This window comes from Nocardia violaceofusca NBRC 14427 (assembly GCF_963869435.1).
GTDB lineage: Bacteria > Actinomycetota > Actinomycetes > Mycobacteriales > Mycobacteriaceae > Nocardia > Nocardia aobensis.
The window spans coordinates 132,183-146,723 of record NZ_CAWMPM010000012.1 but is presented as its reverse complement, the minus strand read 5'-3'; the positions used below and the strand labels follow the sequence as shown (position 1 = coordinate 146,723).

Annotated in this window: 16 protein-coding genes; 6 read left to right on the top strand and 10 right to left on the bottom strand. The window is 66.7% G+C overall.

What is annotated here, in order from left to right:
- Positions 1–48: 48 nt before the first annotated feature.
- The 5 genes from nrdE to AC5592_RS10490 all read right to left on the bottom strand — a co-directional run bounded on the left by nrdE (position 49) and on the right by AC5592_RS10490 (position 4,303).
- Positions 49–2,130, bottom strand: a complete 2,082-nt coding sequence (gene nrdE / locus AC5592_RS10510) for a class 1b ribonucleoside-diphosphate reductase subunit alpha (RefSeq protein WP_232329314.1) — start codon at positions 2,128–2,130, stop codon at positions 49–51.
- A gap of 59 nt (positions 2,131–2,189) precedes the next feature.
- A complete protein-coding gene (nrdI, locus tag AC5592_RS10505) occupies positions 2,190–2,693 on the bottom strand; it encodes a class Ib ribonucleoside-diphosphate reductase assembly flavoprotein NrdI (protein ID WP_051756104.1) in 504 nt (167 codons plus the stop codon).
- Positions 2,694–2,738: 45 nt separating this feature from the next.
- On the bottom strand, positions 2,739–2,972 hold the full coding sequence (locus AC5592_RS10500; RefSeq protein ID WP_039780008.1) for a redoxin NrdH: 234 nt from the start codon (positions 2,970–2,972) through the stop codon (positions 2,739–2,741).
- 478 nt (positions 2,973–3,450) lie between these two features.
- Positions 3,451–3,573: a type B 50S ribosomal protein L36 gene (gene ykgO / locus AC5592_RS10495; protein WP_036504093.1), complete on the bottom strand. Its 123-nt coding sequence runs from the start codon at positions 3,571–3,573 to the stop codon at positions 3,451–3,453.
- 166 nt (positions 3,574–3,739) lie between these two features.
- The gene (locus AC5592_RS10490; RefSeq protein WP_063064187.1) at positions 3,740–4,303 is read right to left on the bottom strand and encodes an NAD(P)H-dependent oxidoreductase; all 564 of its coding nucleotides are present in this window, start codon (positions 4,301–4,303) and stop codon (positions 3,740–3,742) included.
- Between the two features lie 200 nt (positions 4,304–4,503).
- On the opposite strand from AC5592_RS10490, the gene AC5592_RS10485 reads away from it, so the two are divergent.
- On the top strand, positions 4,504–5,139 hold the full coding sequence (locus AC5592_RS10485; protein WP_051024853.1) for a TetR/AcrR family transcriptional regulator: 636 nt from the start codon (positions 4,504–4,506) through the stop codon (positions 5,137–5,139).
- A gap of 9 nt (positions 5,140–5,148) precedes the next feature.
- The gene (gene nadE, locus AC5592_RS10480; protein ID WP_036504095.1) at positions 5,149–5,994 is read left to right on the top strand and encodes an NAD(+) synthase; all 846 of its coding nucleotides are present in this window, start codon (positions 5,149–5,151) and stop codon (positions 5,992–5,994) included.
- Between the two features lie 7 nt (positions 5,995–6,001).
- On the opposite strand, the gene AC5592_RS10475 is transcribed toward nadE, so the two are convergent.
- Both AC5592_RS10475 and moaA read right to left on the bottom strand, forming a co-directional pair.
- Positions 6,002–6,244, bottom strand: coding sequence for a MoaD/ThiS family protein (locus AC5592_RS10475; RefSeq protein WP_036504097.1), 243 nt, complete (start codon positions 6,242–6,244; stop codon positions 6,002–6,004).
- Positions 6,237–7,295, bottom strand: coding sequence for a GTP 3',8-cyclase MoaA (gene moaA, locus AC5592_RS10470; protein WP_063064057.1), 1,059 nt, complete (start codon positions 7,293–7,295; stop codon positions 6,237–6,239). The genes AC5592_RS10475 and moaA overlap by 8 nt, the downstream gene beginning before the upstream one ends.
- A gap of 124 nt (positions 7,296–7,419) precedes the next feature.
- Between moaA and AC5592_RS10465 the strand changes: the two genes are divergently transcribed.
- From AC5592_RS10465 to AC5592_RS10455, 3 genes are read left to right on the top strand one after another with little or no spacing between them, the layout of a single operon-like run.
- Positions 7,420–8,622 (top strand): molybdopterin molybdotransferase MoeA, encoded by a 1,203-nt coding sequence (locus AC5592_RS10465; protein WP_036504099.1) that lies wholly within the window; start codon positions 7,420–7,422, stop codon positions 8,620–8,622.
- Positions 8,623–8,678: 56 nt separating this feature from the next.
- On the top strand, positions 8,679–9,725 hold the full coding sequence (moaCB, locus tag AC5592_RS10460; protein ID WP_063064056.1) for a bifunctional molybdenum cofactor biosynthesis protein MoaC/MoaB: 1,047 nt from the start codon (positions 8,679–8,681) through the stop codon (positions 9,723–9,725).
- Complete coding sequence (locus tag AC5592_RS10455) at positions 9,718–10,143, top strand: molybdenum cofactor biosynthesis protein MoaE (protein WP_063064055.1); 426 nt, start codon at positions 9,718–9,720, stop codon at positions 10,141–10,143. The genes moaCB and AC5592_RS10455 overlap by 8 nt, the downstream gene beginning before the upstream one ends.
- Before the next feature lie 10 nt (positions 10,144–10,153).
- Here the strand turns inward: AC5592_RS10455 and AC5592_RS10450 are convergent, their stop codons facing one another.
- Positions 10,154–10,615, bottom strand: a complete 462-nt coding sequence (locus AC5592_RS10450; RefSeq protein WP_063064054.1) for a MarR family winged helix-turn-helix transcriptional regulator — start codon at positions 10,613–10,615, stop codon at positions 10,154–10,156.
- Positions 10,616–10,702: 87 nt separating this feature from the next.
- Between AC5592_RS10450 and AC5592_RS10445 the strand changes: the two genes are divergently transcribed.
- Positions 10,703–11,614, top strand: coding sequence for an LLM class F420-dependent oxidoreductase (locus AC5592_RS10445; protein WP_036504105.1), 912 nt, complete (start codon positions 10,703–10,705; stop codon positions 11,612–11,614).
- 3 nt (positions 11,615–11,617) lie between these two features.
- Here the strand turns inward: AC5592_RS10445 and AC5592_RS10440 are convergent, their stop codons facing one another.
- Positions 11,618–12,667 (bottom strand): CobW family GTP-binding protein, encoded by a 1,050-nt coding sequence (locus AC5592_RS10440; protein ID WP_036504107.1) that lies wholly within the window; start codon positions 12,665–12,667, stop codon positions 11,618–11,620.
- A 76-nt stretch (positions 12,668–12,743) separates the two neighbouring features.
- On the bottom strand, positions 12,744–14,213 hold the full coding sequence (locus AC5592_RS10435; RefSeq protein ID WP_063064053.1) for an N-acetylmuramoyl-L-alanine amidase: 1,470 nt from the start codon (positions 14,211–14,213) through the stop codon (positions 12,744–12,746).
- Positions 14,214–14,541 lie beyond the last annotated feature (328 nt).

Genomic DNA, 14,541 nt, shown 5'->3' with positions numbered 1-14,541 from the left:
TCATACGAACGGGCGCCCCGGCCGGAACCGGGGCGCCCGTCGACAACGTCACAACATGCAGCTGACGCAGCCCTCCACCTCGGTGCCCTCCAACGCCATTTGGCGGATGCGGATGTAGTAGAGGGTCTTGATTCCCTTGCGCCAGGCGTAGATCTGGGCCTTGTTGACATCGCGGGTGGTGGCGCTGTCCTTGAAGAACAAGGTCAGCGACAGGCCCTGGTCCACATGCTGGGTGGCCGCGGCGTAGGTGTCGATGATCTTCTCGTAGCCGATGTCGTAGGCGTCGGCGAAGTAGTCGAGATTGTCGTTGGTCAGGTAGGGGGCCGGGTAGTAGACGCGGCCGATCTTGCCTTCCTTGCGAATCTCGATCTTCGACGCCACCGGGTGAATCGAACTGGTGGAGTGGTTGATGTAGGAGATCGATCCGGTCGGCGGCACCGCCTGCAGGTTCTGGTTGTAGATGCCGTGCTCCATGACCGAGGCCTTCAGCTCGCGCCAGTCCTCCTGGGTCGGGATGTGCACGCCCGCTTCGGCGAAGATCTCCCGCACGCGGTCGGTCTTCGGCTCCCATGCCTGGTCGGTGTACTTGTCGAAGTATTCGCCGCTGGCGTACTTCGATTCCGGGAAACCACCGAAGGCGGTGCCGCGCTCGATGGCGAGCTTGTTGGACGCCCGCACCGCGTGGTAGGCGACGGTGTAGAAGTAGATGTTGGTGAAGTCCACACCTTCTTCGGATCCGTAGTGGACCCGTTCGCGCGCCAGATACCCGTGCAGGTTCATCTGGCCCAGGCCGATCGCGTGGGATTCGTTGTTGCCCTGTTCGATCGAGGGCACCGAATAGATGTGGGTCTGATCCGAGACCGCGGTGAGCGCCCGGATCGCGACCTCGATGGTCTGCCCGAAATCCGGTGAGTCCATGGCCTTGGCGATATTGAGCGAACCCAGGTTGCAGGAGATGTCCTTGCCGACCTTCGCGTAGGACAGGTCGTCGTTGAACACCGACGGCGTGGAGACCTGCAGGATCTCCGAGCACAGGTTGGAGTGGGTGATCTTGCCCTTGATCGGGTTGGCCCGGTTCACCGTGTCCTCGAACATGATGTAGGGGTAACCGGATTCGAACTGCAGCTCGGCGATGGTCTGGAAGAACTCGCGGGCGTTGATCTTCGACTTGCGGATGCGCTTGTCGTCGACCATCTCGTAGTACTTCTCGGTGACGTCGATATCGGCGAACGGCACACCGTAGATGCGCTCGACGTCGTAGGGCGAGAACAGGTACATGTCCTCGTTCTTCTTCGCCAGCTCGAAGGTGATGTCGGGAATCACCACACCCAGCGACAGCGTCTTGATGCGGATCTTCTCGTCCGCGTTCTCCCGCTTGGTGTCGAGGAAGCGGTAGATGTCGGGGTGGTGCGCGTGCAGGTACACCGCGCCCGCGCCCTGGCGCGCGCCGAGCTGATTGGCGTAGGAGAAGGAGTCCTCGAGCAGCTTCATGATGGGGATGACGCCGGAGGACTGGTTCTCGATCTTCTTGATCGGCGCGCCGTGCTCGCGAATGTTGCTCAGTAGCAACGCCACTCCGCCGCCACGCTTGGACAGCTGCAGCGCCGAGTTGATGGAGCGCCCGATGGACTCCATATTGTCCTCGATGCGCAGCAGGAAGCACGAGACCGGTTCGCCGCGCTGCTTCTTGCCCGAGTTCAGGAACGTCGGGGTGGCCGGCTGGAAGCGGCCGTCGATGATCTCCTCGACGAGCTGCTGGGCGAGGATCTCGTCACCCGCGGCCAGGGTCAGCGCGACCATGCAGACCCGGTCCTCGAACCGCTCCAGATAGCGCTTCCCGTCGAAGGTCTTCAGCGTGTAGGACGTGTAGTACTTGAAGGCGCCGAGGAAGGTCGGGAACCGGAACTTCTTGGCGTAGGCCTGCTGGAACAGCTTCTTGACGAAGGCCCGGCTGTACTGGTCGAGCACCTCGGGCTCGTAGTAGTTCTCCTCCACGAGGTAGTCGAGCTTCTCGTCGAGGTTGTGGAAGAACACGGTGTTCTGGTTGACATGCTGCAGGAAGTACTGCCGGGCGGCGGCGACATCCTTGTCGAACTGAATCTCGCCATTCGGTCCGTACAGATTCAGCATCGCGTTGAGCGCGTGATAGTCCAAGCCCTCCGTCGAGGTCTCGGTGCTGACCGGGCGCTCTAGGCGGGCCGTCTTTCCGGCCGGTGCTGTTGTCGTTGCCAAAACAATCCCAATCCCTCTCGGACGCGCTCGACGTCCTCGGCGGTTCCCATCAGTTCGAAGCGATACAGGTACGGCACCCCGCATTTGCGCGAGATCACCTCTCCCGCATAGCAATACGTATCGCCGAAGTTCGTGTTGCCGGCCGCGATCACCCCGCGCAACAGCGCACGATTATGCGGATCGTTGAGGAATTTCGCCACCTGCCTGGGGACGAATTCCTTGTCCGAACGCCCGGCTGCTCCCTCGCCGCGCTGCGCGTCGAACACATGCCGGCCGCCACCATAGGTGGGGCAGATCAGCACATAGGGCGTGTCGACGCGCAGCGAATCGGCGGTGTGGAGCGGAATGCGAACGGCCGGCAAACCCAGCCGTTCGACGAAGCGGTGCGTGTTCTCCGAAGCGCTCGAGAAGTAGACCAGAGCGGGCGTCGATTGGGTCCCTTCCCCGGACAACCCAGCCATCCCACTCTCCCTTCCCACGTCGGACGAACGGGCGACCGAAGCGGATCAGGCCGCGGCGGTCACCAGGGACTTGATGCGGTCCGGACGGAAACCGGACCAGTGCTCGTCGCCGGCGACGACAACGGGGGCCTGCAGATATCCCAGCGCCATCACATAGTCGCGGGCCTCGGGGTTCTCGGAGATATCGACGACGTCGTACTCCACACCCGCCTTGTCGAGCGCGCGGTAGGTGGCGTTGCACTGGACACAAGCGGGCTTGGTGTAGACCGTGATACTCATGGGTGACCCTCTCTCCTTGCCTTATCCGATGCAGCCTTGAATCGGTACGCCATCTGCTGTGAGCATCCGTACTGAGCACGATCCATCTGGTACTGCGCAAACCCCTGGAAGATGGAGCAGTAGGGGCAATCACGCTGCGGCGATCGGCTCGGAATCCCTCTCCCCTTCCAGTGCCGTAGACACTACACCTAGTGGCCGACAGATTCCTACAACACGACATGTTGCGAACCACAAAGATGAAATTCGGCGGCCGTAAGTACCAGGACAGTCGATTCGCAACCCGACACGACAGTGGCGCAGATCACGATTTCATGTCGCAGCTCTCTCCCAGCAAACCCAATGCCACCTCTGGTCACACCGGTCACACCGACCTCAGCAGGCGCGTTCGTGCACACCCGAAACGGCCGAATGCCGCGCCCGCCCGAGGGACGAACGCGGCATTCCGCCACCTACTCCGGCGTGTCGCAGCCGGACCGGATCAGCCCTGGCGAGCCTTGAACCGCGGCTCCTTCTTGTTGATCACATAGGTCTTGCCACGGCGTCGCACCACCTGGGCGCCCGGCTTGTCCTTCAGCGAACGCAGCGAGTTCCGCACCTTCATGACGACCTCCTATTGGAAATGGTTTTCATATCCTATAGCGCCGTGAGACGCGGCCGTTAGGACGCCCGTCACGTCACGCCCGACCTATGACCGGCCTCAACGCCACAGAGGGGCCGCACCGCCGGGTGCGACCCCTCGAAAGCTCGAGCCGATTACCGTCTCACACTCAGGCGTTGACCGATTCCCGCGCTGCGACCAGTTCGGTGATCGCGGCGGCGAGCTGGGTCAGAGCCTCGGCGTCCTCGCGCGGATGGGCCTCGCCGAAGCGCTGGCCGATGGTGCCGAAGTGCAGGTGCGCGCTCTCCACGACGGCGCCGCCGGCCACGCCGACCGCCTTCACCGTGTCACCGTGCGCCCACTTCGCGGCGTTCTGGCTGATCGAGGCGCTGATCACGGCGACCGGCTTGGCCTTGATCGAACCCGCGCCGTAGGGACGCGAGGCCCAGTCGATGGCGTTCTTGAGCACGGCCGGAATCGTGCCGTTGTATTCGGGCACGAACAGCACCAGCGCGTCGGCCGCGGCGACGGCGTCACGCAGCGCCTGCGCCGGCGCGGGCACCTGACCCGGTACGTCGATGTCCTCGTTGTAGAAAGGAATATTGCCGAGACCGTCGTAGATATCGACCTCGACACCTTCCGGTGCGGTCTGGGCGGCGGCCTCGGCCAGCTGCCGGTTGATCGAACCGGCACGCAAGCTGCCGACGAGAGCCAGAATGCGAGTCTGTGACATGATCACTCCTTGGGCGGTGGGGCGGCGGTGGCTTCCGCTTTCACGACACGTTAACCGGACTACGGTCCGCTTTCATTCCCGGGTCATGGGGTAACCGAACTGTGAACTGCGACACTCCGGATTCGCCATCGTCGAATTCGTCCCATTCGTCCGATCCGCACGCCTCGGATCCGGTCTTCGCCGCCGCGCCGCGTCCCGGCATGCTGCCGCTGGAGGCCGTGGCCATCGAACTGCCGCCGTCCGCGATCACCACCGCGCTGCCGGTAGCCGAACACTCCGAGCGCAGCGATGCCGTGCGCAACCGGCAACTGCTGCTCGACGCCGCCGAGGAACTCGTCCGCGAATTCGGCGCGGACGGCGTCACGATGGACGCGGTCGCCAAACGCGCGGGCGTCGGCAAGGGCACCGTGTTCCGGCGATTCGGCAATCGCTCCGGTCTCATGCTGGCGCTGCTCGACCAGTCCGAGCAGAAACTGCAGGCGGCGTTCATGTTCGGCCCGCCGCCGCTGGGTCCGGGCGCCCCGCCGCTGCAGCGGCTGATCGCCTACGGACGCGCCCGTCTGGCCGGGATCGAGGTGGAGGGCGAAATGCGCCGCGCCGCCGACGAATCCGGCCGCTACGCGAGCGCCCCGTACAACATCTCGAAAACCCATGTCTCGCTGCTGCTTCGGCAGCTCGAGGTGGGCGGCGATATCGCGCTGACGGCCGACACACTGCTGGCCATCCTCGACGCCGGCCTGGTGCTGCATCAGCTGCGGGTTCTGGGGTATCGGCCCGAACAGATCGCCGACCACTGGGAAAACGTGGTGCGCGCACTCGTGGCGCCCGCCCAGTAGAGTGGCCCCATGGGGAACCTGCGCGAACAGATCATCGCCGAATTGGGTGTCGCGGCCGGGATCGAGCCGAAGGTCGAGGTGCGACGCCGCGTCGAATTCCTGGCCGACTATCTGAGTTCCACGCCGGCAACGGGTTTCGTTCTCGGCATCAGCGGTGGTCAGGACAGCACCCTGACCGGCAAACTGTGCCAGCTGGCGGCCGAGGAGCTGCGGGCCCGGGGCCGGGAAGCCACCTTCGTCGCGGTCCGGCTCCCGTACGGCAGCCAGGCCGACGCCGAAGATGCCGAGGTGGCACTGGATTTCATCCGGCCCGATCGCTCGGTCGAGGTCAACGTGAAACCGGGCGCCGACGCGGTGGCGGCCGCCACCGCCGAGGGTGTGCGTGAGCTGCTCGGCGATCAGGCCCAGTTGCGCGATTTCGTTCGCGGCAACATCAAGGCCCGCGAGCGCATGGTGATCCAGTACGCGGTTGCCGGACAGCTGAATTTGCTGGTCGTGGGTACCGACCACGCCGCCGAAGCGGTGACGGGGTTCTTCACCAAGTACGGCGACGGTGGTGTGGACATCACTCCGCTGACCGGCCTGACCAAGCGGCAGGGAGCGGCGCTGCTGCAAGAGCTGGGCGCGCCGCCGCGGCTGTGGCAGAAGGTCCCGACCGCCGACCTCGAAGACGACCGCCCGGCCCTGCCGGACGAAGAGGCGCTGGGGCTGAAATACAGCCAGATCGACGACTACCTCGAGGGTAAGGACATCTCACCGGAGGTCGCCGAGCGCGTCGAGGAGATCTACCGCAACACCCGGCACAAGCGCGCCGTTCCGGTGTCGCCGCTGGACACGTGGTGGCAAGAGAGCTGATCCGGCGTCAGCCGCCCGCGAACGGCGGTAGTACGTCGACGCGAGCGGTCAGGCGCGTGCTGTCGTCGCGGGTGAGTTCCTCGCCGACGAGGTAGGCGCAGACCTTCAGCATCGGATCCAGGTCGGCGCCGTAGGCCGAGCGCAATGCGGAGCGCAGATCACCGACCGTTGCCGACTCGGGCAGGTCGAGATGTTCGCTGGATTTGCCGACCGCGTCGGCGATCGCGGCGAAATATCTGACCTCAACCACCGATGGCTCCCATCGTGCGTTCCGGGGGGACGAAATCGGCGGCGTCGATGCCGTGCCCGGCCCATTTGTTCCACATCGCGCCGCGCCACAGCTGCGCCAGGTCGTCGTCGCTCGCGCCGGCGCGCAGCAGTGAACGCAGATCGTATTCCTGGTCGCTGAACAGGCAGGATCGGATCATGCCGTCGGCGGTCAGGCGGGTGCGGTCGCAGTCGCCGCAGAATCGGCGGGTGACCGAGGCGATGATGCCGACCGTGGCCGGACCGCCGTTCACCAGCCAGGTCTCCGCCGGCGCGGACGGGTCGGCGCGCCCGGCCTCGGTGAGGGTGAAGGCCGTGCCGAGAACGTCGAGCAGTTCGGCCGCGGTGACCATGTTGGTCCGCGCCCATTCGTGATCGGCGTCGAGCGGCATCTCCTCGATGAAGCGCAGTTCGCATCCCTCGTTCAGACACCACCGCAGCAGATCGACCGCACCCGAGAGGGTTTCGCGCATCAGGACGGCATTGACCTTGACCGGGTAGAGCCCGGCGGCATGGGCGGCGCGGATGCCGGTCAACACCGAACCGAGCCGGTCCCGGCGGGTGAGGCGGGCGAATCCGGCAGGGTCGACGGTATCGAGGGAGATGTTGACCCGGCCGAGTCCCGCGGCCGCCAGCGCGCGAGCGCGATGTTCCAGCCCGACGCCGTTACTGGTCATGGCCAGCGGTGTGTCGGGAACGGCGGCATGGCATCCGGCGATGATCTGCTCGAGATCGCGCCGCATCAGCGGCTCGCCGCCGGTGAAGCGCACCTCGCGGACACCCAGCCGCCGCACCGCGAGTTCCACCAGCCGCACGATCTCCGTGGCCGAGAGCAATTCGTCGGCCGGAATGGCCGGCAGCCCCTCCTCCGGCATGCAGTACGTGCAACGCAACGAACACTTTTCGGTGATCGACACGCGCAGATCCCGGGCCGTGCGCCCGAATCTGTCGACGAGCAGGTCCGTGTCGGGCCGTCCGTCCAGCGAGGGCCGCCCGCCCCGGACGGCGGGAATCCCCATGAGAACGACGGTCACTCCTCCATTATGCGGGCCACCCCCACCTCACGTCCCGCAAGTCACCACCTGTGAGGTATGCGGGGCTCTGCCCGAAACCCCGCCGGAGCGAAGCGAAGGCCATATACACAGCTAGGCTGACCGTATGAGTCAGCCTGCCAAGACTGTGGCTCGGTCCGTCGAGGATCATCGGGAGCGGATCGAACAGTTGCTGCGACCGCTGGCGGCGCGGCAGGTGGAGCAGTTGGCGTTGCACGGGGCGCGGGGGCGGGTGCTGGCCGAGGATGTGCGGTCGCCGCTGGATCTGCCGGTGTTCCGCAATTCCGGGATGGACGGATATGCGGTCCGGGCGGAGTCGGTGGCGGTCACGCCTGTGACGCTGCCGGTGGCCGGTGTGGTGGCCGCCGGTCAGGGTGGCCCGGACCGATTGCCGGACGGGGCGGCGGTCAAGGTGATGACGGGTGCGCCGATTCCGCCGGGCGCCGATTGTGTGGTGCCGGTGGAGGACACCCGCGCCGTCGACGGCGGGGTATCGATCGAACGCGGCCGCAACGCGGGCGATTTCGTGCGCGAGGCGGGTACCGATATTCGGCGCGGCGAGTTGCTGGTGGCGGCCGGGTCGTCGTTGTCGCCGCATCGGATCGCGGCGCTGGCGGCGGTGGGCATCAGCTCGGTGGCGGCGGCGCGGCGGATCCGGGCGGCGGTCCTGACGACGGGCGACGAGCTGGTGTCGGCGGGTGTCGCGTTGCGCCCCGGTCAGATCTACAACTCGAACGGCATCGCGCTGGCTGCGGCGTTGGGCGCCAACGGTATCGATGTGGTGGACGTGTCGCACAGCCGTGACGATCCGGGCGAGTTCCGCCGCAAGTTGTCGGTCGCGACGGCGGCCGCGGATGTGGTGTTCACGTCGGGTGGGGTGTCGCAGGGCGATTTCGAAGTGGTCAAGGAGGTGCTGGCCGATTTCGGCGGCGAGTTCGGTTCGGTGGCCGTACAGCCCGGCGGTCCGCAGGGCGTCAGTGTGGTCGACGGGATTCCGATTCTGAGTTTTCCGGGTAATCCGGTGAGCACGATGGTGTCGTTCGAGGTGTTCGCCCGGCCGATCCTGCGGCAGCTGAGCGGTTTGGCTCCGGTGCCGAATTACGATGTGGCGCTGTTGGATCCGGTACGTTCCCCGGCGGGCCGGCGCCAGTTCCTGCGGGGCCGGCGCGAAGGTGCGGGGGTGCGTTCGGTGTCGGGCCCCGGGTCGCATCTGGTCGCGGCCATGGCCCAGGCGGATGTTCTGATCGAAATTCCGGCCGAGGTCACGTCGGTGGCGGCCGGCTCGCTGGTGAGGGTGCGCGAACTGTGAACGACCTGCCTGATACCGCGGCTTTGTCGCATGTCGATGCGGAAGGCCGGGCGCGCATGGTCGATGTGAGCGCCAAGGCCGAGACGACACGGGTGGCCGTCGCCGCCGGCCTGCTGCGCACGACGCCCGAGGTGGTGGCGCTGGTGCGCGCGGACGATTTGCCGAAGGCCGATGTGCTGTCGACGGCCCGCATCGCCGGTATCTCCGGGGCGAAGAAGACCTCGGAGCTGATTCCGCTGTGCCATCAGCTGGCGCTGTCGTCGGTGGATGTGCGCTTCGGTTTCGCCGAATCCGCCATCACCATCGAAGCGCGAGCGAAGACGAAGGGCCCCACCGGCGTCGAGATGGAGGCGCTCACGGCGGTCGCGATCGCCGGCCTCACGCTGCACGACATGGTGAAGGCGGTGGATCCGGCGGCCGTCCTGGACAGTGTGCGCCTGCTGACGAAAGACGGTGGTAAGCACGGTCATTGGGAGCGACCGGATAGGCCGCACGCCGCGCCCACGGCGGATACACAACACCACGCGCACCGAGCGGCGACCGAGGACCGGCCGATTCACCGTGACACGGAATCGCCCCGGGGCGCACACTCCCCTGCTGACCCGCGCCACGCGACGCACGCCGAGGGCTCCCGGACCGCGGTCGTGGTCGTCGCCTCGACCGGCGTCGCGGCCGGTACCAGGGTCGACAAAACCGGTCCGGTTCTGACGGAATGGCTTGCGGGACTGGGCTTTTCCGTACGCGGCCCGCTGGTCTACGCCGATGCCGAGATCGAGGCCGGCCTGCGCGACGCACTCGACGGCACGCCGGGACTGGTGATCACCACCGGCGGCACCGGCGCCTCGCCCTCCGATGCCACTCCGGAGGCGACGCTGGCGGTACTGGATCGGGAATTGCCGGGCGTGGCCGAGCTGATCCGCCAGCGCGGCACGGCCGCGTTTCCGTTGGCCGCCTTGAGCCGTGGCGTCGCCGGCCTGTCCGGCACTACGGTAATCGTGAATCTGCCCGGTTCGCCGGGTGGGGTCCGCGACGGGATCGCGGTCCTGGAACCGTTGCTGGATCATCTGCTGGCCCAGGTCGCCGGAGGAGACCGCCATGAGTGAGTACACGCCGCTCACCCGCATCAGCGATCAGCCGTTGCAGCCCGAGGAGGTCGAGCGCGCGGTCACCGGACCCGAATACGGCGCGGTCGTCGTCTTCACCGGCAAGGTCCGCGATCACGATGGCGGACAAGCGGTTTCGGCCCTGGAGTATTCGGCCCACCCCGAGGCGGGGAAGTTCTTGGCCCGGGTGTGCTCCGAGGTCGGGAAGTCCGCCGGCCTGCCGGTCGCGGCGGTGCACCGGGTGGGCGCGCTGACCGTCGGCGATCTGGCGATCACCGTGGCGGTCGCCGCACCGCACCGCCGCGAGGCCTTCGAGACGTGCGCGGAATTGGTCGACCGCATCAAGCACGAGGTGCCGATCTGGAAGCGCCAGCTGTTCGCCGACGGCATGTCCGAGTGGGTCAACGCCTGCGGCTAGGCCGGCGCAGTCAGCGTGCCTCCCGGTCGGGGTTCGCCTCGGCGGCGGGCGCGGTCTCGGTGAGATTCGCTTCGATGCGGCGCAGCGCCCGGAAGAGCGCGGCGCGTTCGGCGGCGCTGAACGATATCAGCGCCCGTTCGGTCAGCCGCGCACTCTCGGCTTCGATCTCGTGCTCCAGGTCGCGCCCGCGCGCGGTCAGGTGCAGACGGACCAGTCGGCGGTCGGTGGGATGCGGTTCGCGCCGGACCAGGCCGGCCGCTTCCATCCGGGTGGTCGCCCGGGTGACCGTGGGCGTCGCCAGGCCGAGTCGTTTGGCCACCTGACCGGGCGTCAGACCGTCTTCCTGCCAGAGCTGTCGCAGGATGAACTGCTGACCCTCGTACACACCGTGCCGGGCATAGGCGGCGGCCGCCGCCACGGCGAGGGCGTGTTTGGTGGACCAGAACGCGGTCTGGAAGTCGTCGTCGGTCATGGTGTGTTCAGCGTAGAGGTATTGTTTTCGTTAGCCGACTCACGTTATAGTCGTTGTCCGGCTAACAACATTGAACGGAAGACATACGTGAAAATCGGCATCGCACTCACCGACTTCTCCTGGCCGGTCCCGGGCAGCGGCATCGGTCCCGCGGTCTCGGAACTCGCGCAGGCTGCCGACGCGTCGGGAATCGACAGCCTCTGGGTGATGGACCACTTCTTCCAGATCGGCATCAGCGGCCATCCGCCGGAGTCGCCGATGCTCGAGGCCTATGCCGCGCTGGGATTTCTCGCCGGAATCACCGACCGCATCCGGCTCGGCACCCTGGTCACGGCGGTGCCGTATCGCCACCCCGGCGTGCTGATCAAATCCGCGACCACCCTCGACGTGCTCAGCGGCGGCCGCCTGATCTTCGGCGTCGGCGCCGGAGCGCCCTTCGATCCGGAACCGATGGGACCACGCACCACATTCGAGGCCGAGGGCCTGGGCATTCCGTTCCCGCGCCTGCCGCGACGCTTCGAACAGCTGGAGGAACTCCTGCAGATCGCACACCGCATGTGGAGCGAGGACGAGACGCCGTATCGGGGCAACCATTACGAATTGGCGCGGCCGCTCAATTCACCGAATTCGATCCAGCGCCCGCATCCGCCGATCCTGATCGGCGGCAGTGGCGAACGCAAAACCCTGCCGCTGGTGGCGCGATATGCCGACGCCTGCAATCTCTTCGACCTCCCCGGTACCGGCTACGCCGACAATCTCGCGCACAAACTCACGGTGCTGCGTCGCCGATGCGACGAGATCGGCCGCGACTATTCCACGATCGAGAAGACCGTCACCACGGCCCTGGATATCGACGCGGATCACGGACCGGTGCTGGAGCATCTGAAAACACTGGCCGCCACCGGTATCGACCACGTGATTCTCGGACCGGACGGGCCGTGGACCCCGCCGCGCCTGGAACGCCTCATCGAAATAGCGCCCGATATTCACGCCCTCTGATATTCAGGCGCTCCGATCCGTATCGTCCCTCGGCACATACCGCCACACCGGCAGCAACGCCTGTTCGTCCAGCGGTTCGGGTCCGGTGTGGGCGGTGGCGTGCAGACGGGCGGTCGCGGATTCCGGATCGAGACCGGATCCGATGAGTACCAAACGGGTTTCGCGGGTTTCGCCGCGCGACCACGCCGCCGGCTCGAAGACCACATGCCGGCCGACCATGTGCAGCAGGAACTTTCGGCTCTCACCGCCCACACCGAAGGCGGTGGCGCCCTTGGCGCGGAACAACCCCGGCGGCGGATCCTCCAGAAAACCCACCAGGCGGCGCGGATCGAGATCGGTTGTGGTGGTGAAGGATACGCTGTCGTAGCCGTCGTGCAGATGGCGGTGGCCGGCTTCCTCGTGATCGTGATCGTCGAGCAGTTCGTCGAACGACAACTGCCGGGCGACCGTCGATTCGCCGCGTTCGGGGACATCGAACAGCAGCGGCGGATCGATGCGGCCGTGCGCGGTGGCATAGACCGGCGCACCCGCGCTGATCCGCTCGATCTCGGCGCGCAATGCGTCCAGCCGCGCGGCCGGTACCCGGTCGGCCTTGTTCACTACGATCAGATCGGCCAGGCGCAGATGTTTGGCCAATTCGGGATGGCGGGCGCGGCTGTCGTCGAAATGCTCGGCATCCACGACCTCGATCAGTCCGCCGTAGCGGATGCGCGGATTGTCGCTGCCGATGACCATACGAATCAGATTGCGGGGTTCGGCGAGGCCGCTGGCCTCCACCACGATCACGTCGATGCCGTGGCGCGGCTCGGCGAGCCGGGCGAACATCTCGTCGAGTTCGGTGACGTCCACCGCGCAGCACACACAGCCGTTGCCCAGCGAGACCATGGCGTCCACTTGGGCCGCGACCAGCATCGCGTCGATGTTCACCGCGCCGAAGTCATTGACCACGACCCCGATCCGGGCCTCGCGTCGCCGCAGCAGATGGTTCAGCAGCGTGGTCTTACCGGCTCCCAGAAATCCCGCGACCACCAGAACAGGTATGCGCCGATCCATTCGGCCGAGCTTACCCAGGCCCGGACGAGGACGTGCCCGCCCCTTCGTGCGGAGGGGCGGGCACGAACGGGGCCGATTACTTGCTCGGCCCCAGGAGGGTGGAGACCAGGGTGTAGGCGAGATTCACCAATTCGGAATCGAGCGCACCGTCGCCCAGGCCCAGCGATTTCGCCAGCGGCAGCAGCAGCCGCATCGCGGTGGTGGCGAGATTACCGGCGGCGGAACCGGATTGCGGCGTCTTCTGGGTGCCGTTGTTTCCCGGTGCGGTCGAGGTCTGCGGCGAGGCCCCCGACGTGCCCGGATCGGTGGTCGAATAGGTCCCCGGCGCCGTGTGATAGGTGCCGGCCGGAGCGCCCGCCGGATTCGATCCCGGTTGCGTCGTGTTCGGCGTGGTGGACGCCGGTGCGGACTGCGTGGTGCCGGAGTTCGGCGCGCCACGCAACGCGTCGGTTGCCGAATTCTGCTGCGGTGCAACCGAATTCTGAGCGCCGGGACTCTGACCGCCAGAACTCTGGGTGCCGGAATTCTGGGTGCCGGAATTCTGGGTGGCCGAATTCTGGGGGGCCGAATTCTGGGCGTCCGAATTCTGCGTCGTCGCCCCCTGCGGGGACGCACTCTCCGGCGCGGCATTCTGCGGTGCCGGACTCTGCGGGGTGGTGCTCGGCGACGTGGTGCCCTCCGAGGCACCGGCCTGCGGCGCGCTCGCGGGATTGTCGGCCGGCGATGCGGCCGGAGACGTACCGCCCGGGGCCACTCCGATCAGATAACTCACCAGCCCGGTCGTGATCGCGATGGCGTGTTTGAGTTGCCCGTCGGGCGACTCGAGCATTGTCGCGTCGTCGACATTCGCGCCGTTGCCCATTTCGATGAAGACATCGGGCACCTCGGTCAGCGCCGGACCCGCGATATCGGACCGGGTCTGCAGACCGTCGACCGCGCCGGCGTAGTTCGCGGGCGTGAATCCGGCCTGTTTGTAGGCGTCGCGCACGGCGTTCGTGGCGACCTGGCCGGGGCCGGATTGCGCCTGATTCGCCCTGGCGTCCGGGACCGGCAACTGCGGCACGATCAGATGGAATCCGTGATCCTGTTCCGGGGCGCCGTCGGCGTGGATGCTGACGGCCACCGCGGCGCCGGAGCTGTTGGCGGCGGCCGCGCGTTCGTCGACGCATCCGCCCCAGCCGGTGTCGTCCTGGCGGCTCATCACGACATGCGCGCCGAGCGCCTCGAGCGACTGCCGGACCAGCTGCGCCACATTCCAGTTGATGGTGTGCTCGGGCACGCCGCCGCGGCTGGTCATTCCCGTCGTCTGGCACTCCTTGGTGCCGCCGCGCCCGTCGTTCACTTGACGATTGAGGTCTTCGGAGTGGTTCGTACCCTGATGGCCCGGGTCCAGAAATACCGTCTTATTCGCCAATCTGGTCGACATATCGGGATCTGCGGGCGCGGCCGGCGCGGCGAGAGCGGCGGCGGGCGCCAGCACACCGGCCGTGGTGACCGCGGCGACGGCGAGCCTGACTCCGGTCTTGATGATGCGTGGATGGTTCATGTTCGGACGGCGCACCCGGGACGGGCACACCCCTCCCTTCCCACTAGTAACATCAAACCCAGTGGTTCACTGTTGCAACGGCAGCATCACATGCGCAAGCTCAGTTACTGAACCGTTACCCCTATCAGAGCAGTAGTGACACGCCATTTCCGCAGACACGCCGGTCGCACGGCGAATCCGATGTCAGCCCCGGCGAGAAACGGACATTTCAGGGCTATCTCACTGTTGCCCGGACCGCCCGCGTCGCGGAACAACCGGCAGGTTTGTGTCGCTGGCCACATCCGGCGGGATCCGAACCGAATGCGCATCATTGCCCGAATGTCGCTGC

Bases quoted from the DNA above. Each gene is read 5' to 3' on its own strand.
- AC5592_RS10435 (WP_063064053.1), bottom strand. From the start codon at position 14,213: ATGAACCATCCACGCATCATCAAGACCGGAGTCAGGCTCGCCGTCGCC.
- AC5592_RS10465 (WP_036504099.1), top strand. From the start codon at position 7,420: ATGAGTCAGCCTGCCAAGACTGTGGCTCGGTCCGTCGAGGATCATCGG.
- moaCB (WP_063064056.1), top strand. From the start codon at position 8,679: ATGGTCGATGTGAGCGCCAAGGCCGAGACGACACGGGTGGCCGTCGCC.
- ykgO (WP_036504093.1), bottom strand. From the start codon at position 3,573: ATGAAGGTGCGGAACTCGCTGCGTTCGCTGAAGGACAAGCCGGGCGCC.
- AC5592_RS10485 (WP_051024853.1), top strand. From the start codon at position 4,504: ATGCTGCCGCTGGAGGCCGTGGCCATCGAACTGCCGCCGTCCGCGATC.
- nrdI (WP_051756104.1), bottom strand. From the start codon at position 2,693: ATGGCTGGGTTGTCCGGGGAAGGGACCCAATCGACGCCCGCTCTGGTC.
- AC5592_RS10440 (WP_036504107.1), bottom strand. From the start codon at position 12,667: ATGGATCGGCGCATACCTGTTCTGGTGGTCGCGGGATTTCTGGGAGCC.
- nrdE (WP_232329314.1), bottom strand. From the start codon at position 2,130: ATGCTGAATCTGTACGGACCGAATGGCGAGATTCAGTTCGACAAGGAT.
- AC5592_RS10450 (WP_063064054.1), bottom strand. From the start codon at position 10,615: ATGACCGACGACGACTTCCAGACCGCGTTCTGGTCCACCAAACACGCC.
- AC5592_RS10490 (WP_063064187.1), bottom strand. From the start codon at position 4,303: ATGTCACAGACTCGCATTCTGGCTCTCGTCGGCAGCTTGCGTGCCGGT.
- AC5592_RS10500 (WP_039780008.1), bottom strand. From the start codon at position 2,972: ATGAGTATCACGGTCTACACCAAGCCCGCTTGTGTCCAGTGCAACGCC.
- AC5592_RS10455 (WP_063064055.1), top strand. From the start codon at position 9,718: ATGAGTGAGTACACGCCGCTCACCCGCATCAGCGATCAGCCGTTGCAG.
- nadE (WP_036504095.1), top strand. From the start codon at position 5,149: ATGGGGAACCTGCGCGAACAGATCATCGCCGAATTGGGTGTCGCGGCC.